The 24,403-nt window shown below is 70.7% G+C and carries 21 protein-coding genes and 2 tRNA genes; 17 read left to right on the top strand and 6 right to left on the bottom strand.

The window, feature by feature from the left end:
• Positions 1 to 31 precede the first annotated feature (31 nt).
• The 5 genes from ACFQVC_RS12150 (at position 32) to ACFQVC_RS12130 (ending at position 4,004) form a co-directional block, all read left to right on the top strand.
• Positions 32 to 2,311 carry an ATP-dependent DNA helicase UvrD2 gene (locus tag ACFQVC_RS12150; RefSeq protein ID WP_381829953.1) on the top strand — a complete coding sequence of 760 codons (2,280 nt, stop codon included), beginning with the start codon at positions 32 to 34 and terminating at the stop codon, positions 2,309 to 2,311.
• Between the two features lie 170 nt (positions 2,312 to 2,481).
• A complete protein-coding gene (locus ACFQVC_RS12145; RefSeq protein WP_381829951.1) occupies positions 2,482 to 2,829 on the top strand; it encodes a hypothetical protein in 348 nt (115 codons plus the stop codon).
• 173 nt (positions 2,830 to 3,002) lie between these two features.
• Complete coding sequence (locus ACFQVC_RS12140) at positions 3,003 to 3,368, top strand: WhiB family transcriptional regulator (RefSeq protein ID WP_381829949.1); 366 nt, start codon at positions 3,003 to 3,005, stop codon at positions 3,366 to 3,368.
• Positions 3,365 to 3,691: a hypothetical protein gene (locus tag ACFQVC_RS12135; protein ID WP_381829947.1), complete on the top strand. Its 327-nt coding sequence runs from the start codon at positions 3,365 to 3,367 to the stop codon at positions 3,689 to 3,691. Before ACFQVC_RS12140 ends, ACFQVC_RS12135 begins: the two co-directional genes overlap by 4 nt.
• 115 nt (positions 3,692 to 3,806) lie before the next feature.
• Positions 3,807 to 4,004, top strand: coding sequence for a hypothetical protein (locus ACFQVC_RS12130; RefSeq protein ID WP_381829945.1), 198 nt, complete (start codon positions 3,807 to 3,809; stop codon positions 4,002 to 4,004).
• A gap of 34 nt (positions 4,005 to 4,038) precedes the next feature.
• On the opposite strand, the gene ACFQVC_RS12125 is transcribed toward ACFQVC_RS12130, so the two are convergent.
• Together ACFQVC_RS12125 and ACFQVC_RS12120 are read right to left on the bottom strand one after the other, a co-directional pair.
• Entirely contained in the window at positions 4,039 to 5,457 is a 1,419-nt protein-coding gene (locus ACFQVC_RS12125; protein ID WP_381829943.1) for an ABC1 kinase family protein, read from the bottom strand.
• 41 nt (positions 5,458 to 5,498) lie between these two features.
• A complete protein-coding gene (locus ACFQVC_RS12120) occupies positions 5,499 to 6,701 on the bottom strand; it encodes a ThiF family adenylyltransferase (protein WP_381829941.1) in 1,203 nt (400 codons plus the stop codon).
• A 336-nt stretch (positions 6,702 to 7,037) separates the two neighbouring features.
• On the opposite strand from ACFQVC_RS12120, the gene ACFQVC_RS12115 reads away from it, so the two are divergent.
• The 4 genes from ACFQVC_RS12115 (at position 7,038) to ACFQVC_RS12100 (ending at position 11,004) form a co-directional block, all read left to right on the top strand.
• A complete protein-coding gene (locus tag ACFQVC_RS12115; protein ID WP_381829939.1) occupies positions 7,038 to 7,655 on the top strand; it encodes a M48 metallopeptidase family protein in 618 nt (205 codons plus the stop codon).
• A gap of 176 nt (positions 7,656 to 7,831) precedes the next feature.
• Entirely contained in the window at positions 7,832 to 9,538 is a 1,707-nt protein-coding gene (locus ACFQVC_RS12110; RefSeq protein WP_381829937.1) for a TerD family protein, read from the top strand.
• A gap of 13 nt (positions 9,539 to 9,551) precedes the next feature.
• A complete protein-coding gene (locus ACFQVC_RS12105; protein ID WP_381829935.1) occupies positions 9,552 to 10,232 on the top strand; it encodes an AIM24 family protein in 681 nt (226 codons plus the stop codon).
• A 16-nt stretch (positions 10,233 to 10,248) separates the two neighbouring features.
• Positions 10,249 to 11,004, top strand: coding sequence for an AIM24 family protein (locus tag ACFQVC_RS12100; protein ID WP_381829933.1), 756 nt, complete (start codon positions 10,249 to 10,251; stop codon positions 11,002 to 11,004).
• 84 nt (positions 11,005 to 11,088) lie between these two features.
• Here ACFQVC_RS12100 and ACFQVC_RS12095 read toward each other — a convergent pair whose 3' ends face one another.
• Together ACFQVC_RS12095 and ACFQVC_RS12090 are read right to left on the bottom strand one after the other, a co-directional pair.
• A complete protein-coding gene (locus ACFQVC_RS12095; protein WP_381829931.1) occupies positions 11,089 to 11,619 on the bottom strand; it encodes an NUDIX hydrolase in 531 nt (176 codons plus the stop codon).
• Positions 11,616 to 13,070 (bottom strand): zinc-dependent metalloprotease, encoded by a 1,455-nt coding sequence (locus ACFQVC_RS12090; protein WP_381829929.1) that lies wholly within the window; start codon positions 13,068 to 13,070, stop codon positions 11,616 to 11,618. The genes ACFQVC_RS12095 and ACFQVC_RS12090 overlap by 4 nt, the downstream gene beginning before the upstream one ends.
• Positions 13,071 to 13,261: 191 nt before the next feature.
• Between ACFQVC_RS12090 and ACFQVC_RS12085 the strand changes: the two genes are divergently transcribed.
• From ACFQVC_RS12085 to ACFQVC_RS12070, 4 genes are all read left to right on the top strand, one after another.
• The gene (locus ACFQVC_RS12085; protein ID WP_381829927.1) at positions 13,262 to 14,371 is read left to right on the top strand and encodes an SDR family oxidoreductase; all 1,110 of its coding nucleotides are present in this window, start codon (positions 13,262 to 13,264) and stop codon (positions 14,369 to 14,371) included.
• Positions 14,372 to 14,496: 125 nt separating this feature from the next.
• A complete protein-coding gene (locus ACFQVC_RS12080) occupies positions 14,497 to 14,958 on the top strand; it encodes a molybdenum cofactor biosynthesis protein MoaE (RefSeq protein ID WP_381829925.1) in 462 nt (153 codons plus the stop codon).
• Between the two features lie 172 nt (positions 14,959 to 15,130).
• Positions 15,131 to 15,391 (top strand): hypothetical protein, encoded by a 261-nt coding sequence (locus ACFQVC_RS12075; RefSeq protein WP_381829923.1) that lies wholly within the window; start codon positions 15,131 to 15,133, stop codon positions 15,389 to 15,391.
• 81 nt (positions 15,392 to 15,472) lie between these two features.
• Positions 15,473 to 16,561 (top strand): YlbL family protein, encoded by a 1,089-nt coding sequence (locus ACFQVC_RS12070; RefSeq protein ID WP_381829921.1) that lies wholly within the window; start codon positions 15,473 to 15,475, stop codon positions 16,559 to 16,561.
• Positions 16,562 to 16,684: 123 nt separating this feature from the next.
• Here ACFQVC_RS12070 and ACFQVC_RS12065 read toward each other — a convergent pair whose 3' ends face one another.
• The gene (locus tag ACFQVC_RS12065; RefSeq protein ID WP_381829919.1) at positions 16,685 to 17,242 is read right to left on the bottom strand and encodes a PPA1309 family protein; all 558 of its coding nucleotides are present in this window, start codon (positions 17,240 to 17,242) and stop codon (positions 16,685 to 16,687) included.
• A 169-nt stretch (positions 17,243 to 17,411) separates the two neighbouring features.
• Here ACFQVC_RS12065 and ACFQVC_RS12060 point away from each other — a divergent pair, with 169 nt between their 5' ends.
• The 4 genes from ACFQVC_RS12060 (at position 17,412) to ACFQVC_RS12045 (ending at position 23,174) form a co-directional block, all read left to right on the top strand.
• Positions 17,412 to 20,306, top strand: a complete 2,895-nt coding sequence (locus ACFQVC_RS12060; protein WP_381830541.1) for a UPF0182 family membrane protein — start codon at positions 17,412 to 17,414, stop codon at positions 20,304 to 20,306.
• Between the two features lie 63 nt (positions 20,307 to 20,369).
• A tRNA-Met gene (locus ACFQVC_RS12055) sits at positions 20,370 to 20,443 on the top strand.
• 250 nt (positions 20,444 to 20,693) lie between these two features.
• The gene (locus ACFQVC_RS12050; RefSeq protein WP_381829917.1) at positions 20,694 to 22,697 is read left to right on the top strand and encodes a tetratricopeptide repeat protein; all 2,004 of its coding nucleotides are present in this window, start codon (positions 20,694 to 20,696) and stop codon (positions 22,695 to 22,697) included.
• Positions 22,698 to 23,100: 403 nt separating this feature from the next.
• Positions 23,101 to 23,174, top strand: a tRNA-Met gene (locus ACFQVC_RS12045).
• Between the two features lie 65 nt (positions 23,175 to 23,239).
• Here the strand turns inward: ACFQVC_RS12045 and ACFQVC_RS12040 are convergent.
• On the bottom strand, positions 23,240 to 24,379 hold the full coding sequence (locus ACFQVC_RS12040) for an ABC transporter substrate-binding protein (RefSeq protein WP_381829915.1): 1,140 nt from the start codon (positions 24,377 to 24,379) through the stop codon (positions 23,240 to 23,242).
• Between the last annotated feature and the right edge of the window lie 24 nt (positions 24,380 to 24,403).

The following is a 24,403-nucleotide window of genomic DNA, read 5'->3' as shown; positions in this document are numbered from 1 at the left end:
CGCGGCCGCCATTCCCGCATTAGTACGACCAATGCTTCTCGCCTGTGGACAAGTGGCCCGCCCGCCCCGGCAGACCTGGCAGCATGGCGGGGTGACAGCAGCAACGCACTCCACTCTCTTCCCGCAGGTGCCGGGCGCGAGCCAGTACGCGGCCCCGCCGCCGGACGCCGACGCCGTGCTCGACGGTCTCGACCCCGAGCAGCGTGAGGTCGCGACCGCCCTGCAGGGACCGGTGTGCGTGCTCGCGGGCGCGGGCACGGGCAAGACCCGCGCGATCACACACCGGATCGCGTACGGCGTGCGTGCGGGCATCCTCCAGCCCGGCAGCGTCCTCGCTGTGACCTTCACCAACCGGGCCGCGGGCGAGATGCGGGGCCGGCTGCGCCAGCTCGGGGTGAGCGGAGTGCAGGCCCGCACCTTCCACTCCGCCGCCCTGCGCCAGCTCCAGTACTTCTGGCCGAAAGCAGTCGGCGGCCAGCTGCCTCGCCTGATGGAGCGCAAGGTCCAGCTGGTGGCCGAGGCGGCGGCGCGCTGCCGCATCCGGCTCGACCGGGGCGAGCTGCGGGATGTCACGGGCGAGATCGAGTGGTCCAAGGTCACCCAGACCGTGCCCGCGGACTACCCCGCCGCGGCGGCCAAGTCCGGCCGCGAGATCCCCCGCGACCCGGCCGAGACCTCCCAGATCTACGCCACGTATGAAGAGCTCAAGCGGGACCGCGGCGTGATCGACTTCGAGGACGTGCTGCTCCTGACCGTCGGCGTCCTGCAGGACCGGTACGACATCGCGGAGCAGGTCCGCTCGCAGTACCAGCACTTCGTGGTGGACGAGTACCAGGACGTCAGCCCCCTCCAGCAGCGTCTGCTCGAACTGTGGCTCGGTGAGCGGGACAGCCTGTGCGTGGTCGGCGACGCCAGCCAGACGATCTACTCCTTCACCGGCGCCACCCCCGACCACCTTCTGGACTTCCGCACCCGCCACCCGCAGGCCACCCTCGTCAAGCTGGTCCGGGACTACCGCTCGACCCCCCAAGTCGTCCACCTCGCCAACAGCCTCCTGTCCCAGGCCAGCGGCCGCGCCGCCGAGCACCGCCTGGAACTGCTCTCCCAGCGGGACCCCGGCCCCGACCCGGTCTATACGGAGTACGCCGACGAGCCCGCGGAAGCCGAAGGCACCGCCCGCCGTATCCGCAAGCTCCTCGACTCCGGCGTCCCGGCCAGCGAAATCGCGGTCCTGTTCCGTACCAACGGCCAGTCGGAGCTCTATGAGCAGGCCCTCGCGGACGAGGGCATCGCCTACCAACTGCGTGGCGCCGAGCGCTTCTTCGAGCGAACAGAGGTCCGCGAGGCGGGTGCGGCCCTGCGTGGCGCGGCCCGCTTCGGCGGCAATGACGCACTCCTCGACGACGCGGTGGACGTGCCCTCGCAGGTGCGTGCCGTCCTGTCGACCAAGGGCTGGACGTCCCAGGCACCGGCCGGCTCCGGAGCGGTCCGCGACCGCTGGGAGTCGCTTGCCGCCCTGGTCCGCCTCGCCGAGGACTTCGCCCGCGCCCACCCGCAGGCCACCCTCGCCGACCTGGTCGCTGAGCTGGACGAGCGGGCGGGAGCCCAGCACGCCCCCACCGTCGAGGGCGTCACCCTGGCCTCACTGCACGCCGCGAAGGGCCTGGAGTGGGACGCCGTCTTCCTGGTCGGCCTCACCGAGGGCATGCTCCCCATCGCCTACGCCAAGACGGACGAGCAGGTGGAGGAGGAGCGCCGCCTGCTCTACGTCGGCATCACCCGGGCCCGGCAGCATCTCGCCCTGTCCTGGGCGCTGGCCCGCTCTCCCGGGGGCCGGGCCTCGCGCCGCCCGAGCCGTTTCCTCAGCGGTCTGCGCCCCGGCTCCGCCGCCGCGGGAGCGCGTCCGGTTGCCTCCGCCGCGGGCGGCGGGGTGCAGCGCGGCACTGCCCGCAGTCGCAAACCCCGCGGCCCGGTGCCCTGCCGGGTCTGCGGCCGCACCCTGACCGACGCCGGCGAGATGAAGCTGATGCGCTGCGAGGACTGCCCCTCCGACATGGACGAGGGTGTCTACGAGCGCCTGCAGGACTGGCGTAAGGACCAGGCCGCCCAGCTCGGGCAGCCCGCGTACTGCGTCTTCACCGACAAGACCTTGATCGCCATCGCCGAGACGGTCCCGGACAGCGCGGCGGACCTGTCCCGCATCCCAGGCGTCGGAGCCCGCAAACTGAACCGCTTCGGGGCCGATGTCCTGGCCATCTGTGCAGGTGAGGAGCGGGCCGCGGAGGTTGGAGAAGCGGACGAAGACGACTGATACAAACTCGTCGAAAAAATAGTTTGCGTACGCCGCAGCAATCCCCATAGGTTCTTAACCACGGAAACAGCGGCTTCTCTGAAGCCCTGGTTCCGTGCTGTACTTGACACCTTGCACGCATGCGGGTCGGTTCGCGCCGGCCCCCGAGACGCCGAGAGGAGGCGATTCCAGTGATCAGCATCAACACCAGCTCCATCAGCTCGGTGAGCAAGAACGTCGTCAAAATGACCGATCGCTCGGTCGTCGCCACCTGCCTGCTCGGTATCTCGAACCAGGGCACCGGTCTGCCCGGCGGCATCGCCGCCGTTCGCCCGGCTTCCCTGTCTCTCGCGGTCCTTCCCGTGAGCGAGCGTGAGCGCAATCAGCGACCGACCAAGGCACCGGAAGCAGCAGTAGCAGCGGCACAGGCGCAGGCCTATGCCTTTGCGGCAGCCGGTGCCGGATCCCGGAAGCAGACGACGACGCAGCACCACATGTGGGCCTTCCGCGGGCTCGAACCCTGGAGTGATCCAGCCTGATCGACGATCAGGCCGGCGCCTTCAGGGCCGCGGAACCCCACCCGGGATCCGCGGCCCTTCTGTTTGCCCTCAAAGGGGTGAGCGGAGCGAAGGGGCCGACGGACAAGCAGTACCTGGTACCAGCCGCCACCCGGCCGACCGGCCGGAACGACCAGACGAGGAAGACACCAACCGTGCACATCGAAACGCACGCCCCGTCCGTACCGCCTTCAGAGACGATCCCCCCGCCCGGCCTTCAGGAGAACACCTTGACTCCGCTCACCGCGCTCACCGCGCTCGACGACGCCATCGAGAACCTCGGCGTACCCGTCCCCTGCCGCAGCTACGACCCGGAGGTCTTCTTCGCCGAGTCGCCGGCCGATGTCGAGTACGCCAAGTCGCTCTGCCGTACCTGCCCGCTGATCGAGGCCTGCCTTGCCGGCGCCAAGGAGCGGCGTGAGCCGTGGGGCGTCTGGGGTGGCGAGCTCTTCGTCCAGGGCGTGGTCGTTGCCCGCAAGCGGCCGCGTGGCCGCCCGCGCAAGAACCCGGTCGCCGCATGAACGCCACCGGAACCATCGACCGCCCCCTGACGCACGACCCCATGAAGCAGGCCCCGATGAAGCCTTTCGCCAGCGAGCCCGCAGGCTCCGCGACCCCAGAGACCACCACCGAATCCGGCGCGAACACCTCGCGCCAGAACAGGACCCGAGAGATGCAACTCCAACCAGAAGCCCTGGCTCGTGCACATATGCACGACCGGCTGCGTGAGGCCGAGTCCGAACGTCAGGCCGTGCGCCTGATCAACGCTCGCCGGATGCAGCGCCGCGCCGAGCGCGCCTCCCTGCGCGCCCGCCGTGCGCTGGCCATGGCCGTCATGCACTGACAAGCAGCATCGGGGGCGCAAGCCCTTCGACCAGCCGCGGGGGTCGCTCCGAACGGAGCGGCCCCCGCGGTGCGTTGTACTCCCAGGCCTCCGGACGCGGCGATACTGTCGCCGAGTGGACCATCAAACTCCGCACTCGGCGGAAGAGAGTGCCGAGCCCGTCGTGTGTTCCCGCTGCGGCACCAGCGCCGAGGGCGGACAGCCGACCTGGACCTGCTCGGTGGAGAACGGCGTCCGTCGCTACTTCTGCGACGACTGCGCCCGCGCCAACTTGAGAGCCATCGAAGGCCGCCTCGACTCCAGCTGGTGGTGAACTCGGGGCGGGGTGGAGTGAGACGGGACGGCGCTCAGGCCTCGGCTGCCGACTCGCCCTCTTTCCCGGCGTCCGCAGCCTCGGTCTCCGCCGCCTCCATCTCCGCATCCGGTTCCGGCAGAAACCCGGGCAACCAGGTCTCCAGCTCCTCCCGCAGTCTCACGGTCGCCCCCAGCTGGCACAGCACCCCGATGGTGCTCAGCGTCACCCGGTGTATCAGCAGATACGACGGGGGCAGATTCAACTGCTTGCCCAACTGGTGGGCGGGGGAACGGGGATCGGCGATCCGCGCCGCCTGGCTACGCATCCAGCCCCGGGTGAAGGTGAACGCGTCGACCTGCGCGGGCTCGATGATCGGCAGCAGATACTCAAGGACCGCATCGGGCTCGAGCTCGACGGTCTCCTTGACGAACCCTTCCTCGCAGAGCAGTTCGTAGACCGCGTCGGCCTCGCCGTCCAGGGTCATCCGCAGGGAGTCACCGATGGTGGCGGGCAGCCCGCCGGGCAGCCGGTCCACCGTGCCGAAGTCGAGCACACCGAGCCGCCAGACCTCCGCGCCGTCTTCGGCGCCCTCTTCCGGGGGAAGCAGCCGGAAGTTGCCCGGATGCGGGTCGGCGTGCAGCAGTCCGGTGCGGGCCGGGCCCGAGAACAGGAAGCGGGCCAGGAGCTGTCCCGCCCGGTCGCGCTGCTCATCGGTGCCGTCGGCGATCACCTCGGACAGCGGGATCCCGTCGATCCACTCGGTCACGAGGACCTGCTCGCACTGGTGCAGCACCTGCGGAACGAGCACATCGGGATCCTCCGCGAACTCCTCCGCGTGCACCCGCTGCGCCTGCGCCTCCAGGCCGTAGTCCAGCTCCTCGGACACCCGGTCGCGCAGCTCCGCGATCAGCGGCTTGATGTCCATCCCTGGAATCAGCGGCCCAAGGAGCTTGGCGAAACGGCTGAGTTGGGTCAGATCGGACAGCAGTGCCTCACCCGCCCCGGGATACTGCACCTTGACCGCGACCTCCTGGCCCTCGTGCCAGACCGCCCGGTGCACCTGGCCGATCGAGGCGGCCGCGGCCGGCTTGTCCTCGAACTCCAGGAAGAGCTCCCGCCAGTCCTCCCCGAGCCGCTCCGCGAGCACGGCGTGCACGGCGGCGGACGGCATAGGCGGCGCTGCTTCCTGCAGTTTCGTCAGCGCGGCGCGGTACGGACCGGCGACCTCCTCGGGCAGCGCGGACTCGAAGACGGACAGCGCCTGCCCGAACTTCATGGCGCCGCCCTTGAGCTCGCCGAGGACCTTGAACAGCTGTTCCGCCGTTCGCTGTTGCAACTCGCGGCCCACTATCTCCGCGGACTTTCCGCCGATCCGCTTGCCCAGGCCCCAGGTGGCCCGGCCCGCGAAGCCCAGTGGCAGCGCGGCCAGCTTGGCGGTACGGGTGACCGCCTTCCGGGGAAGATCAGACATGCGCCCCTCCAAATCCCAGACTGCCGCGCCACGTCCGGCGCTCACCGGGCCATTGTCTCGTGCGGCTCTCGTTCCATAGAGGTGTCCTCCCTCTCAGTAATGGTGTGCTCCCTCTCACTCCTCTCGGCCGCACCGCACGGGCACGTCCACTGCGGCGGCACGGGCTCGGCCCGCCAGCCGAGTCCCGGCACCGCCGCCTCCCAGCGTGCTCCCGCACTGGCCGGCAGCCGACCGTCCATGAACGCCAGGGCGTGGGCGGCGGCCAGACCGGCCACCGCGGTGGCCAGGGCCAGGTCACAGGCCTGCACCGCCGGCGCCCGCCCGGAACGCCACTGCGCCAGCATCCGAGGCCAGGCCGGGTCCCGCTCGGAGCGCCCGAGGTCGAGGCACCGCGCGCACGCCGAGACCCCCGGCAGCACCAGCGGCCCCACCACACCCGTGCCCTCGACCACGCCCGCGTAAAGGTGCGGGGTCCCCGACACCATGAAGGGCTCGGCCGGGCAGGGATCGGGTGCGTACGCCGAGAGTCCGTCGCGCGGAGCCAGGACGACCAGCGAGAGCGGTGGCTCGGCCCCCGGTGCCCGGACAACGCGATCCGCGGACGGGCCCCGGGGCGAGGTGCGCCGCGGGCCCGCCCGGCGTGGCGCACGGCCGGGTGCGCATCGACGCACAAGACGTCGCGCGGACATATCCCTGCGCTCCCCGATGTCCTCGGCGCGCACGCCGCCGGGTGCCACGTCCTCCGGCCGCACACAGCCACCGTCGAGGACATCGACCTGGCCGACCCCGGCGCCGGCGAGCACTGCGGCGACCGACGCTCCCACCCGGCCCGCGCCGCGCACCTGGACCCGCAGGTCGCGCCGGGCCGCCAACCGTCGTATCCCACCGTCCGGTTCCCGGTCGACCAGGGACAGGGAGGCCAGGTCGGGGCACAGCCGGTCAAGGGTGTCCGGGCGCTTGCGCAGCGCGTCCGCCGAGGGGCCGCCGCCCGTCGTGTCGTCCAGGAGGCCCGCACCGGCGAGGTACGAGACGAGTTTGTCCACATGGCCTTCGGGCAGCCCGATCCGGCTGCCCTCCTCGCGCAGCAGCGGCAGGCCGCGGGTGCCGTCGAGCAGATGCAGCAGGCTTGCCGTCGCCGGGTCGACGGGGCCGAGGACGACCGCGTGCGCGGGCGTGACTCCGACCTGCACGGTCGTCAGATCCCGCCAGCCGCGCCGCAGCGCGGGTTTCACCCTCGGATGCATGATCATTCCCCCGTTGCCTGCCGTGCCTGCCGTGCCTGCCGTGCCTGCCGTGCCTGCCGTGCCTGCCGTGCCTGCCGTGCCTGCCGGTCCCTGCTGTTCCTCGCCGTTCCCCCGCGCTGCGTCCCGCATCTTGCCCCGCGTCCCGCTCCGCCCGCCGTCCGGTCCGACGCCGGTGATTCGATCCGCTGTCAGCATGCCCGCTCCGTCGACACCGTGCCGCGACTTGTCCACAGGCAGTGGGTAATAGTCGTACAAACGCGGTCCGTGGTGAGTGGATCGGCCGGGAACCGTCCCGGAGGCGGGACTTCCCCCACCGCCAGCGGGTAACGTCGGGGCGTGCCCGCCGACCCACTGCACAGCTCCGGAAGCCCGCAGCGCAGCACGACAAGCCAGCCGCCACGCGGCTCAGTGGTGAGCGCGGTAGAGGTCCGCAGGAGCGCACGGCGCCGCAGGACGGTCTCCGCGTACCGCGAGGGCGACCGGACCATCGTCCTGATTCCCGCCCGTATGTCGGAGGCGGAAGAGCAGCGCTGGGTGGGTGTCATGCTCGACAAGCTCGCGGCCCAGGAGAGCAAGCGGCTGCTCGGCGACGCCGAACTGGCGGAGCGTGCGCAGCTGTTGTCCGACCAGTACTTCCAGGGCCGCGCCAAGCCCACGTCGGTGCGCTGGGTCACCAACCAGAACACCCGCTGGGGGTCGTGCACTCCGGCAGAGGGCAGCATCCGCCTCTCGCACCGGCTGCAGGGCATGCCCGAGTACGTCGTGGACTACGTGCTGGTGCACGAGTTGGCGCATCTCCTGGTGCCGGGGCACGGGCCGCGCTTCTGGCGGCTCCTGGAGGCCTACCCCCGTACGGAGCGGGCCCGTGGCTACCTCGAAGGGGTCGTCGCCGCCGACCGGTTGCCGCATCTGCCCGCGGCGCGCGGCGAAGGCTCCGGCGCGCGCGGCGAATGACGCCGGGCACCCGCCGACGGGACGCACGCGCGCGTAGCGAGTGACGTCCCAGCGCGCGCTGTAACACCGCAGGTGGCGATTGTGTACCGGGTCTGTCCCGGCTTCGCCCACTCTCAGGGTTTGCGGTTAGCCTGGCGCGACGCATTCACATCCGGGATGGGGGACGGTCGTTACGCATGGCCAGGGAATTCCAACGCGGCCACAAGGCCAGGATCAGTGACCTCACAGCGGGCACGGATCTGTACGTAGGCGTGCAGATCAGCGCCCCGGGTCTGTCGTTCGACATCAGCTGCTTCGGCCTCGACGCCAACGAGCAGCTCTCCGACGACCGTTATTTCGTCTTCTTCAACCAGCCGAAGTCACCGGAGGAGTCGATTCAGCTCCTCGGCGCCCAGGCCGGCGACACCGAGTCCTTCCGCGTCACGCTCGACAGGATTCCGCCGCAGATCCAGAAGCTGTCGTTCACAGCGACGATCGACGGTGCGGGCCAGATGTCGCAGGTCGCTCCCGGGTACATCCGGATCGTCGCGGGCGGCGAGGAAGTGGCCCGCTACGCCTTCGACGGCTCGGAGTTCACCACCGAGCGCGCCGTGATGCTGGGCGACTTCTACCTGAAGGACGTGTGGCGGTTCGCCGCCGTCGGCCAGGGCTTCGACGGTGGACTCGACGCGCTGCTCAGGTACTTCGGCGGCGAGGTCGCCGAGGAGGAGCCGGCCGCCGCGCCGCCGCAGCAGCAGGGCGGCGCCCCCGGCTTCGCCCCACCGCCCGGAGCTGCCGCACCGGCCCCGTCCTTCGGTGCGCCCGCCCCCGCCGAGCCTGCCCCGGCCCCGTCCTTCGGCGCCCCCGCGCCTGCCGAGCCCGCCCCCGTCCCGCAGCAGGCGCCGCCGGCGCCCGCGCCGGCTCAGGGGTTCGGACCGCCGCCCGGCGGGGCGTCGCCGCCCCAGGCGCCCACCCAGCCGGATGTGCACGCGGCACCGACCATCGCCGCGCCGATGGCCCCGGCCCAGCAGAGCCCGCCCCCGCCGCCCGGCTACGGACAGCCGCCGCAGCAGCCGCAGTTCGGCCAAGTTCCGGGCCAGGCACCGCCCGGTCAGGCGCCCCCAGGGCAGAGCCCGCCCGCGCCGCCCGGTTACGGCCAGCCGCCGCAGGCCGGTTTCCCGGGCCAGCCGGGCGCCCCGTCCCCGTACGGACAGCCGCAGGGCGTCCCTCAGGGCGGCGGTCCCGCCGGTGTCGCTGCGGCGCTGCAGAAGTACCGCGAAGTGCCCACCGGGCAGCGCTGGACGCAGCAGAACGACCAGCTGGTCCGGGTCGACCTCGGAGCCGACGGCCAGCCCGTGCTCGCCCGCCAGGGCAGCATGGTGCTCTACCAGGGCAAGGTCGATTTCAGCTACAAGGGCGCCGGATTCGCCGGCCGGATCGTGGGCAACGCCACCGGCCAGGAGATGCAGCTGATGCGCTGCACCGGCCGCGGCCAGGTCTTCCTCGCCGAGAACGAAGCCCATCTGCACCCCATCGAGCTCCAAGGGGACGCGATTTGCGTTTCTGCGGAGAACGTCCTGGCGTACGACGAGTCGCTGCAGCACGAGGTTCGCCGGATCGAGGGCCACGGCATCCCCGGCGGCGCGCTGTTCACCATGCAGTTCCAGGGGACCGGCACCGTGATCGTGAAGACCAGGGGCACCCCTGTGGTCCTTCCCGTCACGCCGACGACCTTTGCGGACGCCAACTCCGTGGTCGCCTGGTCCGCCGCCTCGCAGGTGATCATCTCCAGCCAGGTGCGGCTGCGCCGGCAGGCCTTCCCCGGGCACAGCGGAGAGACCGTGAACCTTCAGTTCCGCGGTGCGCCCGGCAACTTCATTGTCGTCCAGCCCTACGAGATCTAAGGGGAGCGAAGTCATGAACCAGCAGCTCGCGGGCTTCGCCCCGACCCCTGTCGCGGCCCGGATGGAGAACCACGGCCGCAGCATGGTGAAGATCGCCATGCAGAGCGGACAGGACCTCTTCGCGCGCACCGGCTCGATGGTCGCGTACGAGGGCTTCGTGCAGTACGAGCCGAATCCGCCCGCCGTCCGGCAGATCGCCGGGCAGTGGATCACCGGTGAGGGCACCCCGCTGATGAAGGCCAGCGGCGACGGCCTGCTCTATCTCGCCGACTACGGCGCGGACGTCGTCGTCATCAACCTGGGCGGCGAAGCCCTGTCGGTGAACGGCACCAACCTGCTCGCGTTCGACGCGGGCCTCCAGTGGGGTGTCGAGCGGGTCAAGGGCCTGGCCAAGTTCGCCGGACAGGGCCTGTGGAACGTGCAGCTCGGCGGCCAGGGCTGGGTCGCGCTGACCTCGCGCGGCGCCCCGATCGTCGTCGACTGCGGCAGCGGCGAGGACGAGACCTACGTCGACCCCGACGCGCTGGTCGCCTGGTCCCCGAACCTCAAGGTGAAGGGCAAGCGCAGCTTCAAGGCCTCCTCGATGATCGGCCGGGGCAGCGGCGAGGCCTACCAGATGGCGTTCTCCGGCCAGGGCATCGTCGTCGTCCAGCCCAGCGAGGACAGCACAGACCGCCTCCGGATCCGGAGCTAGGGGGAGCGAACACACCATGCAGAGCCCGCTTTTCGCTCACACCGAGCAGCAGACCCAGGAGCGCTACGCGATCCAGAACCCGCAGATGCTGCGGGTCGCCCTGGAAGGCCATGACGACATCCTCGCCCGCAAGGGCGCGATGGTCGCCTACCAGGGACTCCTCGAATTCGACGGGGAGTACCAGTCGCAAGGCCAGCGCCGCGCCCGCGCCAACACCGGTGAGGGCCTGGACCTGATGCGCTGCTCCGGGCAGGGCACGGTCTATCTGGCCAACCTCGCCCAGTACATCCACCTCGTGGACATCGACCAGCAGGGTCTGACCGTGGACAGTTCCTATGTCCTCGCTCTCGATTCCCAGCTGCACACCGAAGTGATCGCCGTGGACAGCCAGTTCGGCATCTCCGGCTCCGGCAAGTACCAGCTCAACATCACCGGCAGCGGCAAGGTCGCCCTCATGACCTCGGGCCAGCCGCTGATGCTTCAGGTCACGCCGGACAAGTACGTCAACGCCGACGCCGACGCGATCGTGGCCTGGTCCAACTCCCTGCGCGTGCAGATGCAGGCGCAGACCCACTCCTCGGGCGTACGGCGCCGCCGTGGCAGCACGGGGGAGGGCTGGGAACTCAGCTTCATGGGCCAGGGCTTCGCGCTCGTCCAGCCCAGCGAGCTGCTGCCGCCGCAGAACGCCGTGATCGGCTCGGGCATGGCCGCGCAGTACGGCATGGGCCAGCAGGGCGCGCGAGGCCAGAACCGGGGCAACGCCTGGGAGTAGCCCGGCGTTCCCACCGAGTAGCTCCCACCGAGTATGGGTAAGGGGCGGTCGCCATGGCGACCGCCCCTTACCCATACGTCGGATTCACAGCACCGCGCGCGTGGCCTCCGTCAGGCGGACGACCGACTCGTCCGCGACGCCCGCCACCTCGTCGTACGCGAACCAGCGCACATCGAGCGACTCGTCGCTGACCGCCTCGATCGCGCCCGCCGGCGCAAGCGCCGCGTACTGCACGTCCAGATGCCAGTGGCAGGGCGCCGGAATAGGGTGCCGGTCCAGCATCACCGGGCCGCCTGGCAGCAGCGTCAGGCCTTCGATGCCCGACTCTTCCGTCGCCTCGCGCAGCGCGGCCGCCGCCAGCGTCGCGTCCCCCGGCTCGCAGTGCCCGCCCATCTGCAGCCACATCCGCAGCTTCTTGTGCAGCGTCAGCAGAACCCGGCCCCGCGCGGGATCCACGATCAGCGCGCTCGCGGTGATGTGCCCGGCCTGGCAGGCCTTCCACATGCCGTCCGGGTGCGCGTCCAGGTGGTCGAGATACGCCTGGCGCAGCGCGCCCTGCTCACCGTCGCGGTCATAGCCCTTGAGTACGCGTACGGCGTCGTCGTGCAGGCTCACTTGCTGTCGTCGCCCTCGCCCTTGTCGCCGTCCTGGGTCTCGTCCTTGCGCAGGTTCGGCTTCTCGCCGGAGGGGCCGCCCGCGGCTTCGCCGAGCATGGCGTCGATCTCGGAGAAGTCCAGCTGCTCGCGGTGCACGAAGCCGTCCGGGTCGTCCAGGTCCTCGGCGGTCGGCAGCATGTCCGGGTGGGCCCACAGACCGTCGCGGCCGTCCACACCGCGCGCGTCTGTGAGCGAGGCCCACAGGCGCGAGGCGTCCCGGAGGCGGCGCGGCCGCAGCTCCAGGCCGATCAGGGTGGCGAAGGTCTGCTCCGCGGGGCCGCCGGACGCACGACGGCGCCGGAGCGTCTCGCGCAGCGCACCGGCCGACGTCAGCCGGTCCTTGGCGGCCTCGTGCACCACGGCGTCCACCCAGCCCTCGACCAGGGCCAGGGCGGTCTCCAGGCGGGCGAGCGCGGCCTTCTGCTCGGGGGTGTCCTCGGGCTGGAACATGCCCTGCTGCAGCGCCTGCTGCAGGTCCTCGGGATTCTGCGGGTCGAACTGGCCGACCACGTCCTCGAGCTTCGATGTGTCGACCTTGATGCCGCGCGCGTATCCCTCGACCGCACCGAACAGATGCGAGCGCAGCCACGGCACGTGGGCGAAGAGACGCTGGTGGGCGGCCTCGCGCAGGGCGAGATACAGCCGCACCTCGTTCTGGTCGACGCCCAGGTCCTTGCCGAACGCCTCGATGTTCAGCGGAAGCAGCGCGGCCTTGCCCGCCGGGCCGAGCGGCAGGCCGATGTCGGTCGAGCCGACCACCTCGCCCGCGAGCACACCCACGGCCTGCCCGATCTGCTGCCCGAACATGGCACCGCCCATGGACCGCATCATGCCGATCAGCGGGCCCGCCATGGCCTGCATCTCCTCCGGCAGTACGTCACCCATGGCCGCGCCGACCCGCTCGGCGACCGGGTCGACCAGTTCCTGCCACACCGGAAGGGTCGCCTCGACCCACTCCGCGCGGGACCAGGCCACGGCCGTGCCGGCGCCGGACGGCAGCGATGTGGCGCCGTCCAGCCACAGGTCGGCCAGGCGCACCGCCTCCTCGACGGCGCCGCGCTCGGCGGGCCCGACGCTGGTGTCCTTGGTGCCGTCGGCCGTGCCCTGGGAGACCGTCTGGCGGGCGATCTGCTTGGCCATGTCCCAGTTCACCGGGCCGCCCTCATAGGACAGCATCTGGCCGAGCTGCTGGAAGGCCGCACCCAGGTCGTTCGGGTTCATGTTGCCGAACATGGCGGCGAAGGGGTTGTCACCGCCGCCGGGGCCGCCGGCGCCGGGGAGGCCGCCGAAGCCGAACGGGTTCGCCGGACCTCCCTGGCCACCACCGCCCTGCTGGTCCTTCTTCTTGCCCTCGTCGCCGTTCTCCGGCTCCTCCGGCGGAAGGCCGAATCCGAATGGGGTGTCACTCACGGGAATCCTCGGCTCGTAGGGCCGCCGGCTGCGTGCCGACGGCGACTGCCCGACTTTGTCATCCAGCGTAGACACCAGGGCCGCTTCCGGGCTCGGTGCTCCGCCGTCTTCCGGGCTGCGGCAGGATGGATGCCACCTGGTAAGTACGCGTCATTCACGTACTTACTGAAGACAACCGCTGGAGACGCCTGGTGAGTTCCCCAGATCCGCAGGTTCGCGCAGCGCGAAACCGCTCAACCCCGGCGGCCGCGCGAGGCCCGGTGGTCGCCGTGACCGGCGCCGCCGCCGGTATCGGCGCGCTGCTCGCCGAGCGCCTCGCGGCGTCCGAAGAGATCAAACAAGTCGTGGCCATCGACGAGCGGCGGGGCGAGTGCGCGGACGCGCAGTGGCACATCCTCGACGTACGGGACCCCGCGATCGCCGACAAGTTGCGCGGCGCCGACGTCGTCGTGCATCTCGCACTCGACCTCGACCTGGAGACCGATCCCGCCGCGCGCACCGCCTACAACGTGCGCGGCACCCAGACCGTGCTCACCGCCGCTGCCGCCGCGGGCGTGCACCGGGTCGTCCTGTGCACGTCGGCGATGGTCTACGGCGCCCTGGAGGACAACGAGCTCCCGCTGTCCGAGGACGCCGAGCTGCGTGCCACGGCCGAGGCCACAGGGGTCGGCGACCTCCTGGAGATCGAGCGCCTGGCACGCCGCGCGCCCCGGGCCCACCCCGGACTTAATGTGACGGTTTTGCGCCCCGCCGTCCTTGTCGGAGGCACGGACACCGCGCTGACCCGCTACTTCGAGTCGCCCCGCCTCCTGGTAGTGGCGGGTTCGCGGCCCGTCTGGCAGTTCTGCCACGTCGAGGACCTGTGCAGCGCCCTTGAGTACGCGGTCCTGGAGAAGGCCGAGGGGGAGCTGGCGGTCGGCTGCGACGGGTGGCTCGAACAGGAGGAGGTCGAGGAGCTCAGCGGAATCCGCCGCATGGAGCTGCCCTCGACCGTGGCCCTCGGGGCCGCGGCCCGCCTGCACCGCATCGGCCTCACCCCGTCACCCGCCGGCGACCTCGCGTACACGATGTATCCGTGGGTGGTCAGCGGCACGGCCCTGCACGAGGCGGGCTGGCGGCCGCAGTGGACCAATGAGGAAGTGCTCGCGGAGCTCCTGGAGGAGGTCGCGGGACGGCACACCGTCGCGGGCCGCCGCCTGGGCCGCAAGGACGCCACGGCCGCGGGTGCGGCGGGTGCGACGGTCGCGCTGCTCGGCGCCGCGGCGGTGGTCCGCAGGGCCCGCAGGCGCCGCGGCGTGTAGGCCGGAACCGGCCGGGCGCGAGCCGGGCGGGTCCGGCTTCCTGTAGGAGTCTCCTACGCCGGATCCGTACGGCCGGTCGAATGCGCTATTCCGTGATGTCAGTGCCGTACGGCACGATGGATGGCATGGCAGCACGGTATGACCACCCCGGCGAGCAGGCAGCACAGGATCCGATCCGTCTCCTTGCCGTCCGAGACACCCCGCTCTCGGTCGACGAGGTCTTCACGGCCGTCGGCGACTCCGCCGCGGGCGGCACCGCGCTGTTCGTGGGCACTGTGCGCAATCACGACGGCGGCGCGGACGTCGACGCTCTGGGGTACTCCTGTCACCCCACAGCCGAGGCGGAGCTGCGCCGGGTCGCCGAGAAGGTCGTCGCGGACCACCCGGTGCGCGCCCTGGCGGCCGTGCACCGCGTCGGCGATCTCGAGGTGGGGGACCTGGCGGTGGTCGTCGCCGTGTCCTGCCCCCACCGCGCGGAGGCCTTCGAGGCGTGCCGCAAGCTCATCGACGACCTCAAGCACGAGGTCCCGATCTGGAAGCACCAGAAGTTCTCGGACGGCACCGAGGAGTGGGTCGGAGCCTGCTGATTCCGGGGTCCGCCCGCACGGCGGACGGACCGGTCTGCGGCACCGAATGGGTCGTCGGACGCTCTGCGGGGCTCCGGTTGCGTAACCGGACCCCTGCGGCGAGCGTTGACAGGGCGGATGGTTAATCTGCTGATCAGTCAGTTGCGGTCGCTCATGGGGTCGGGAGGTCGGCATGGCATCGCTTGCGTGGTTGCTGATTCCGCTTGTGGCTGCGATCTGTGCGGGAATGTGGGGCAGTTGGGCCGCGCGCAACCGCAGGACCGGCGATGTCACGGAGCTCGCCGGCTATGCCAGGTTCCGCGCCGCCATGGAGCGCGCCGAGCTGGACAAGGCCGTCGCGGAGGCGGCGGAGCGCGAGAGGGCCGCGGCGGACCGGGCGGGCGCGGAGCTCCCCGAGATGGAGAAGGCCGGGTCCGGCTCGGACGCCGCCTGACCCGCGCCGGTGCCCCGGGCGGGCCCTCGTACGGACCGGCCCCGAAGGTGCACTGACAGACCCGTCCCGTACTGTCGTTCCATGCCACGCCGCACTGCGACGATGCTCGCCTCCACCCTGATGCTGATCGCTCTCCTCTGCGTGGGAGTACTCATCAAGGTCCCGTACTCGGAGATGACCCCGGGCCCCACGGTGAACACCCTCGGCGACCACGGCGGCGAGCCGGTCCTGCAGATCAGCGGCCACAAGACGTACCCGACGAGCGGTCATCTCAATATGACGACGGTCCGGGTCACCAGCGCCGACTACAACATGAACCTCGTCCAGGCGGTGTACGGCTGGCTGGCCCACGACAACATCGTGGTGCCGCACGAGACCCTCTACCCCGACGGCAAGACCGAGGAGCAGTCGAGCCAGGAGAACGCGGAGGAGTTCAGCCAGTCCCAGGAGAGCGCCAAGGTCGCCGCCCTGAAGGAGCTGGACATCCCGGTGCAGTCCCGGGTCATCGTCTCCACCGTCCTCAAGGACAGCCCGGCCGAGGGCAAGCTCCACGCCGGCGATGTCATCAAGGCCGTGGACGGCAAGGAAGTGAAGCAGCCGGAGGACGTGGCGAAGCTGGTCACCCAGCACAAGCCGGGGCAGAAGGTGGTCTTCACCATCGTCCCGGCCAAGGAGGCCGCCGCCGCGGAGAAGGCCGGCAAGGAGCCGAGCGTCACCGAGCAGATCGCCGTCACCACGCAGAAGGCGGACGACGACGACCGCGCGGTCGTCGGCATCCAGGCCGGCACCGACCACACGTTCCCGTTCAGCATCGACATCAAGCTGGCCGACGTGGGCGGTCCCAGCGCGGGCCTGATGTTCGCCCTCGGCATCGTCGACAAGCTGACGCCCGACGACCTCACCGGCGGCAAGTTCGTCGCGGGCACCGGCACCATCACCGATGACGGCGTCGTGGGCCCCATCGGCGGCATCGGGATGAAGACGGTCGGTGCGCGCGAGAGAGGTGCGGAGTACTTCCTGACGCCCGCGGACAACTGCGCCACCGCCGCGAAGGACGTTCCCGACGGCCTCACCCTCGTCAAGGTCAAGACCATCGACGACGCACGGAAGTCCCTCCAGGACATCCGCAAGGGCAAGACCTCGGACCTGCCCCAGTGCACCACTAAGTAGCCGGCACACGAAGTGGGGCGCCCCCTTCCCGAAGGGGGCGCCCCACTTCACGCAGGACGGCGTACGGCCGTCACGGATGACCGCGTACGACTGTCACGCATGACCGCGTACGACCGAGGAGGCCTACTCCGCGAATGTCGCCGCCAGTGCCTCGGCGAGCCCCGGCACCAGGTCGGAGCCGGTGAGCACCTCGGTCGGCGAGTCCTTCGCGCGCAGCCGCAGGGCCGACTCCCGGGCACCGTCGCGCAGCACGGCCACCGTCATCCGCACCTCCTGGCGGTCCGGGTGCTCGGCGACCCACTTGGTCAGCTCGCCTTCGCTCAGGCCCTCCGGAACGGTGGCCTCCGCGGACGGCGGCAGCATCAGGCGTTCCACGGACAGGGCGCAGCCGGCCACCGCGTCGGGCCAGGCGATGGTGCCGAGAAAGTCGTCGAGCGGACTGCCCGCGGGCAGCTCCTCCTGCTCGATCGGGGTCAGGGTGCCGGCGGGCGCATCGCCGCTGAGGCCGAGGCGCTCGGCGAGTCCGGGCTCCTGGCTGCGCAGCTGCGCGGTGTCGACAAGGGCGAAGAGACGGGCGGGCTGGTCCCACCCGATACCGGCGACATAGTCGTCGATTTCGAGCACGGCAACGGTGAGCGGGCTCGCGGCCATCGGAGGGCCGGAGGGGGATTGGTTGGGCATGGGCAATATCCTGCCTGGTTCAGGCCCAGGATCGGGAACTGAGTAAAGCTTCAGTAAGTTGCATCAGTGGGCTCTACGATCGCGGAGCCCGCCCCAAGAGCAACGACAACAGCAGCTGAATAGCAGCGACCCAACAGCGAACTTCGAGGTGCGCACCTTGGCTTTCCAGATGCCGGACCGCGGTGGAGGCCCGTCTGGGCCACGGATGAGAGTGGGCCGGCCCTCCCGGCGTGTCCGCACCCTGCTCCTGACTTTGGGCGTTCTGGCCGTTCTGGCCATGCTCTTCGTCATGTTCGCCGGGTTCTGGACGGACTGGCTCTGGTACCGGTCGGTCAAGTACTCCTCGGTCTTCACCACCACTCTGTGGAGCAAGATCGGACTGTTCTTCGTCTTCGGCCTGCTGATGTCGGCGGCCGTCGGCGTGAACATCTGGCTGGCGCACCGGCTGCGCCCGCCGCTCAGTGCCATGTCGATGGAGCAGCAGAGCCTCGACCGGTACCGCATGGGCATCGCCCCGTACAAGAAGTGGATCCTGCTCGCGATCACGGCCCTGGTGGGTCTGATCGCCGGCGCCTCGGCCGCGGGCCAGTGGCGCACCTGGCTGATGTGGGTGAACGGCGTGCCCTTCGGCCAGAAGGACCCGCAGTTCCATATGGACGTGGCGTTCTACGCCTTCGATCTGCCCTGGTACCGCTTCCTGTTGGGCTTCGGCTTCGCGGCCGCGGTGCTCGGCCTGATCGCGGCCGCCCTGACGCACTACCTGTACGGCGGGCTCCGTATCACCAGCCCCGGCGCGCGCGCCACGGCCGCCGCCACCGGGCATCTGTCGGTGCTCCTCGGCATCTTCGTCGCGCTCAAGGCGGTGGCGTACTGGCTCGACCGGTACGGCCTCGCGGTGAAGTCCAGTGAGTTCAAGGCCGCGGGCAACTGGACGGGCCTGAGGTATGTCGACGCGAATGCCTATCTGCCCGCCAAGACGATTCTCTTCTGCATCGCGGCGATCTGTGCCGTGCTGTTCTTCGCGACGCTGTGGCGGCGCACCTGGCAGCTGCCGGTCATCGGCTTCGGCCTGATGGTGCTCTCGGCGATTCTGATCGGCGGCCTCTACCCGGCCATCGTCCAGAAGTTCCAGGTCGACCCGAACGAGCAGAAGAAGGAATCCCCTTACATCGAGCAGAACATCGAGGCGACCCGTAAGGCGTACGGCATCGACGGCGCCAAGGTCACCGACTACTCGGGCAAGGGCAAGGCCGCGGACGACGCGGCCACCAAGGAGAAGCTGCGCAAGGACGCGGACGGTCAGGCCAGTTACCGCGTGATCGACCCGAACGTCGTGGGCCCGACCTTCGACCAGCTCCAGCGCCAGCGCAAGTACTACCAGTTCCCGACCACGCTCGACGTCGACCGCTACAAGGACGCGGACGGCAAGGAGCAGGACACCGTCATCGGTCTGCGCGAGCTCGACCTCGACGGCATCCCGAAGCGGAACTGGATCAACGACCACTTCACCTACACCCACGGCTACGGCGCGATCACGGCCAAGGGCACCAGCACCGACCCGAAGGCCGACCCGGCGGGGTCCCCGGACTTCACCGAGGCCGGACTGCCGACCAAGGGCCAGCTCGGCCAGTACGAGCAGCGGATCTACTACGGCGAGAAGACCCAGCAGTACTCGATCGTCGGCGGCCCGCAGAAGGAGCTCGACTACGAGGCCGACGGCGAGAAGACCACCAGCTTCAAGGGCAACAGCGGGGTCAATCTCTCCAACCCGATCAACAGGGCGGCGTACGCGGTGGCGTTCAGCGAGCCGCAGATCCTGTACTCGGGTGCGATCGGCGAGGGCTCGCGGATCATGTACAACCGCACGCCCAAGGAGCGCGTCGAGGCGGTGGCCCCCTGGCTCACCATCGACGGCGACGCCTATCCGGCGGTGGTCGGCGGCAAGATCCAGTGGATCGTCGACGCGTACACGACCAGCAACGGCTATCCGTACGCCTCGCGCACCACGCTCGGCGACACCACGGCCGACTCCCTGACCGCCCAGAACAACCAGCGCGCGGTGGTGGCCCAGGAGAACCAGGTCAACTACATCCGCAACTCGGTGAAGGCGACGGTCGACGCGTACGACGGCTCGGTCAAGCTCTACCAGTGGGACGAGAAGGACCCGGTCCTGAAGACCTGGATGAACGCCTTCCCGGACACGGTGAAGAAGAAGAGCGAGATCTCGCCCGAGCTGCGCGAGCACATGCGCTACCCGCAGGACCTGTTCAAGGTCCAGCGTGAGCTCATGACCCGCTACCACGTGCAGAGCCCCTCGCAGTTCTACAGCGGCTCGGACGTGTGGCAGGTGCCGGACGACCCGACGAACAAGGACAAGAACGCGGTTCCGCCGTACTACTTGAGCCTGAAGATGCCGGGTGAGCAGGATCAGAAGTTCTCCCTGACGACGACGTTCACGCCCAACGGGCGGCCCAACCTGGGGGCGTTCATGTCGGTCGACGCCGACGCCACCAGCGACAGATACGGCTCAATAAGCGTTCTGAACGTCAAGTCCGACGTCCCGGGCCCCCAACAGGTGCAAAGTGAGCTGAACGGCGATCCCGAAGTCGCTGAGTTCGTGAGAAACCTGAGAGGCACCGACTCGGACATCGTCTACGGCAACCTGCTCACGGTGCCGATGCACGACGGCTTCCTCTACATCGAGCCGGTGTACGTCAAGGGCGGCAGCGCCAACTATCCGCTGCTGAAGAAGATCGGCGTTCAGTACAACCGCGAGACGGTCTTCAAGAACACCCTCAGTGAGGCCTTCGACGCGGTCTTCGGGGAGCAGGGCGACAGTCCGGAGGAGCCACCCAAGGACCCGAGCCAGCCACCGTCCAGCGACCCCACGGTCCAACAGGCCCTGGAAGACGCCCAGGACGCGCTCGAGCGGGGCGAGGCCGCGCTCAAGGAGCAGGACTGGAACGCGTACGGCGAGGCGCAGAAGGACCTCTCGGAGGCACTGAAGCGCGCGACCGACGCCGAGTCCAAGGCGCGCAAGGAGGACACCGACAAATCGGGCTGAATCGGCAGCCGAGGGCTCTGAGCGGCCCCCACCCCGCGCCGTGGTACGGTTGCAGCACAACGGCGCGGGGTGGAGCAGCTCGGTAGCTCGCTGGGCTCATAACCCAGAGGTCGCAGGTTCAAATCCTGTCCCCGCTACTGAAGACGAGGGCCCGGATCCTGATCAAGGATCCGGGCCCTCGTCATGCGTGCGACCTGCGTGCGTCATGGGTGCGCCATGCGTCCGTCACGCCTCCGACCGGCTCGGCCGGAGTGAAGAGTGCGCCCGGCGCGGCCAGTTGGGAAATCTGTGTTTGACTTATCTCCCTGTGGGCATGTCGACAAAACGCTGTAGTGACCTCACTGGCCGCGGTATACCAGGTGTACCCGGGTTGCAGGTGGTGCGACGATGGACGTTATGGGGGACAAGGCAACTCTGTTGGAAACAGGGCGACTTATGCAGTCGGCCGACCGGGAGGACCCCGGTGAGGTCGCGGAGGTAGCACGCCATCGGCTGGCCGCCGAAACCGGCGACATCGCCGCCATGAGCGTGCTCGGTGCCCTGCTGCTCCGCCGCGGAGACCTTGACGGTGCCGAGCCCCATCTGCGTGCCGCCACAGCGGAGGGCGACCGCGCCGCCGCCAACAACCTCGGCGTCCTGCTGCACCAGCGCGGTTACTCCGACGAGGCGGCCGGCTGGTGGCGGATCGCCGCCGTCGCCGGCTCCGCCGCGGCCGCGCACGCCCTCGGCCGCCACCACCGCGAGCGCGGTGACGAGCCCGCCGCCGAGTACTGGCTGCGCCAGTCCGCCGAGCAGGGCCATGTGCTCGGCGCCTACGCACTCGCCGACCTCCTGGAGCACCGCAGCGACGTCGGCGCCGAGCGCTGGATGCGTGCGGCCGCCGAGCGCGGTCACCGTGAGGCGTCCTACCGCCTCGCCCGCGCCCTTGAGCGCCGCGCCGCCGAAGAGCCCGGCTCCGGATGCGGTACGTCGACGGGGACCCGGCTGCGCACGGACTCGGGGCGGCGCACGGCCAACGGCACCGCCCCGGACCGCGCCGACGGCCGGTCCATCGTGTTCGGCGCGGGGCTGCTGCGCTCGGCGTCCGTGGTGGTCGGCAGCGACGCCGCCGACGTACGGCCGCGGGCGGAGGAGGCCACGTGCGCGCCCGAGGGCGGTCAGGGTGCGGCGCAGCTGACGCTCACCGAAGAGGTGGAGCAGTGGTACCGCCAGGCCGCCGCGCGGGGCCACCGCCGGGCCGCGCTGCAGCTCGGCGCGATCCTGGAGCGGCGCGGCGAGCTCAAGGAGGCCGGCCGCTGGTACCTCACGTCCGCCAAGGACGGCGAGCCGCGCGCCGCCTGTGCGCTCGGCTTCCTGCTGCGGGACGCGGGCGACGAGGAGAACGCCTCCGTGTGGTGGCTCAAGGCCGCCCAGGACGGCGACGGCAACGCCGCCAACGCCCTGGGAGCGCTGCACGCCGAGCGCGGGGAGACACAGACCGCCGAGCGCTGGTACCGGGCCGCGATGGACGCGGGAGATGTGAACGGCGCGTACAACCTCGGTCTGCTCTGTGCCGAGCAGGGCCGCACGGCCCAGGCCGAGCAGTGGTACCGCCGCGCGGCCTACGCGGGGCACCGCGAGGCGGCCAACGCCCTCGCGGTGCTGCTTCTGCAGGTCGGTGACACCGCGGGCGCCGAGCCCTGGTTCTCCAAGGCGGCGGAGGCCGGCAGTGTGGACGCCGCGTTCAACCTCGGCATCCTGCACGCCGGGCGCGACGACGACGGCGCCGCCCTGCGCTGGTACGAGCGGGCGGCCAAGGCCGGCCACACCGAGGCCGCCCTGCAGGTCGGCATCGCCAAGATCCGTGAAGGCGACCGGCAGGGCGCCGAGCGCCATCTGCGGTGTGCCGCGGGCGGCGGCAGCGCAGAGGCGGCGTTCCGCCTCGGCACCCTGCTCGACCGCAGCGACCAGCGGGCCCCCGCGGGCACGGTGCTCGGCGAGGCGGTCACCGAGAAGAGCGAGTGCGAGGAGTGGTACGAGCGCGCGGCGGAGCAGGGCCACCGGCGCGCGCAGGTCCGTGTCGGCATGCTCGCCGCGGCGCGCGGCGATGTGGTCGAGGCGGCCCGCTGGTACCGCGAGGCGGCGGAGGCGGGCAGCCTCGGCGGCGCGTTCAACCTCGGCCTTCTGCTCGCCCGCGAGGGCAGCGAGCCGGAGGCGCTGCTGTGGTGGACCCGCGCGGCCGACGCCGGGCACGGCCGCGCCGCGCTGCGGCTCGCCCTGCTCTACGCGCGTCGGGGCGAGCTCGCCGAGGGGCAGAAGTGGTGCGCCCGCGCGGTGGCACTCGGCCCGGCGGAGGTCGCCGAGCGAGCAGGACGCCTCCGGGACGCGCTGCAGCAGGAACTGACGGCGTAAGCAGGCGAGGGACGGGGCGGGACGCGGCAGGGCTGCGCGGAGGCGCGGGACACAGCAGGGCGGGCGCGCGGCGGACCGGGAGGCATGGCCGTCCGCGCCCCGGCCCCGGCCGGTTCCGTGCGGCTGGTCTCGCCCGGGCCCTCGTCGCAGTCCGCGCCCCGGCCTGTCCCGTGCGGCAGGTCTTGCCCCGGCCCTGATAGCAGTCCGTGCCCCCGGCCCGTCCCGTCCCGACCGGTCTCGCCCCGGCCCCCGTAGCAGCCCGCGCCCCGCCCCTACGCAACCAGAGGGCGGCCCCGCCCCCACGCAACCGGAGGCCCCCGCCCCGTCTCCCTGGGTCGTCGCTGTCCTCGGCCTGAAGGGATTTGCGCTGGTCGTGAGGCTGGCGTAGAGTCATATTCACCGACGCGGGGTGGAGCAGCTCGGTAGCTCGCTGGGCTCATAACCCAGAGGTCGCAGGTTCAAATCCTGTCCCCGCTACTCAGAGACTGAGGCCCGGATCCTGATCAAGGATCCGGGCCTCAGTCGTGTGCGGATGCGCCGGCTCAGGGCTTGTGGCCGACCGCCTCCGCGTACAGCCTGCGGTCCACCGCCTTCTTCTCGGGGATGGCCTCGCCCTCCGCGACGCCTGCCTCCCGGTAGGCGGCCTGAAGGCGGTCCGTGGTGCCCGAGCGGATCTCCCAGTCCATCCGCAGCGACGGCGTCGACTTCAGGGTGGGCTCGTCGACCTTGAGCAGCTTCGCCAGTTCCGTGACGAAGGCGGGGTCGGACTTGTAGTCGCCGGCGAAGTAGGTGTTCACGGTCCGTATGTACGCCCGCAGGAAAGCCACGCCCGCGTCGGGGTCCTCCTGGAGGAGCCGCGGTCCGAACAGGACACCGCCGAGGGGTTCGCCGAGCGGCTGGCCGCCGAGGAAGGCGTACTTCTTGTCGTCGTCGACCTTGCGCCACACCGGGTCGAGCAGCCAGGCGGAGTCGACGCCGCCGTTCTGCAGGGCGGTGAGCACATCGGCGGAGCCGAGCTGGCGGAAGTCGACCTTGTCGAGCCCGCCGCCGTGCTTCTTCAGGGCTTTGCTCATGGGGTACGAGATGACCGAGCCCTTGCCGATCATCGTGCCGAGCTTGCGGCCCGCCATCGGGACGTGCGACGCCGTCTGGCCGTCCTTGAGGCGGACCCACAGGCCGCTGCGGGACTTGGGGGCGGGGGAGTAGTTGGCTGCCACCCACTTGATGGTGAAGCCGCCGTTGATGCCGTTCATCACGGCGGCCTCGGGTGCGGCCCACTGGGCGTCGATTTCGCCCTTGCCGAGCAGCGGGAGCGCCTCGGGCGTGGGCAGCACCTTCACGTCGACGTCCAGGCCCTCCTTCGCGAACTCGCCCTTCTTCACCGCCATTTGGAGCGGGGCGACATACTCCGCGCTCGTCGTCCCGGTGGCGACGGTGAGCTTGCGCTTCTCGGCCAGCTTCTGCGGGGCGGGCGCGCCCTTCTCGCAGCGGGCCGGCTCGCGGTCCTTGGCGAGGTCGGCCGGGTCGGTCCAGGCCTGTGCGCCGCAGCCCTCGACGGACTTGATGGTGCGGGGCCCGGCCGACTGTGCGGGCTTGTCGTCCTCTTCGGCGCAGCCCGCCGTGGCCGACGCGAGAAGCGCGCCCGCGAGCAGCACGGTGGGCCAGGTCTTACGGGTACGCATGGTGCCTCCGTCGTTGCGAGAGGT

It is taken from the genome of Streptomyces monticola, assembly GCF_042665355.1.
GTDB lineage: Bacteria > Actinomycetota > Actinomycetes > Streptomycetales > Streptomycetaceae > Streptomyces > Streptomyces monticola.
This window is presented reverse-complemented; position numbering and strand designations above follow the sequence as displayed.

Excerpts from the sequence above, each read along its gene's own strand:
- ACFQVC_RS12065 (WP_381829919.1), bottom strand. The coding sequence starts at position 17,242 with ATGCCCAACCAATCCCCCTCCGGCCCTCCGATGGCCGCGAGCCCGCTC.
- ACFQVC_RS12080 (WP_381829925.1), top strand. The coding sequence starts at position 14,497 with ATGGCAGCACGGTATGACCACCCCGGCGAGCAGGCAGCACAGGATCCG.
- ACFQVC_RS12060 (WP_381830541.1), top strand. The coding sequence starts at position 17,412 with ATGCCGGACCGCGGTGGAGGCCCGTCTGGGCCACGGATGAGAGTGGGC.
- ACFQVC_RS12135 (WP_381829947.1), top strand. The coding sequence starts at position 3,365 with ATGAACGCCACCGGAACCATCGACCGCCCCCTGACGCACGACCCCATG.
- ACFQVC_RS12070 (WP_381829921.1), top strand. The coding sequence starts at position 15,473 with ATGCCACGCCGCACTGCGACGATGCTCGCCTCCACCCTGATGCTGATC.
- ACFQVC_RS12125 (WP_381829943.1), bottom strand. The coding sequence starts at position 5,457 with ATGTCTGATCTTCCCCGGAAGGCGGTCACCCGTACCGCCAAGCTGGCC.
- ACFQVC_RS12100 (WP_381829933.1), top strand. The coding sequence starts at position 10,249 with ATGCAGAGCCCGCTTTTCGCTCACACCGAGCAGCAGACCCAGGAGCGC.
- ACFQVC_RS12075 (WP_381829923.1), top strand. The coding sequence starts at position 15,131 with ATGGCATCGCTTGCGTGGTTGCTGATTCCGCTTGTGGCTGCGATCTGT.
- ACFQVC_RS12040 (WP_381829915.1), bottom strand. The coding sequence starts at position 24,379 with ATGCGTACCCGTAAGACCTGGCCCACCGTGCTGCTCGCGGGCGCGCTT.
- ACFQVC_RS12050 (WP_381829917.1), top strand. The coding sequence starts at position 20,694 with ATGGACGTTATGGGGGACAAGGCAACTCTGTTGGAAACAGGGCGACTT.
- ACFQVC_RS12150 (WP_381829953.1), top strand. The coding sequence starts at position 32 with ATGCTTCTCGCCTGTGGACAAGTGGCCCGCCCGCCCCGGCAGACCTGG.
- ACFQVC_RS12120 (WP_381829941.1), bottom strand. The coding sequence starts at position 6,701 with ATGCATCCGAGGGTGAAACCCGCGCTGCGGCGCGGCTGGCGGGATCTG.
- ACFQVC_RS12110 (WP_381829937.1), top strand. The coding sequence starts at position 7,832 with ATGGCCAGGGAATTCCAACGCGGCCACAAGGCCAGGATCAGTGACCTC.
- ACFQVC_RS12105 (WP_381829935.1), top strand. The coding sequence starts at position 9,552 with ATGAACCAGCAGCTCGCGGGCTTCGCCCCGACCCCTGTCGCGGCCCGG.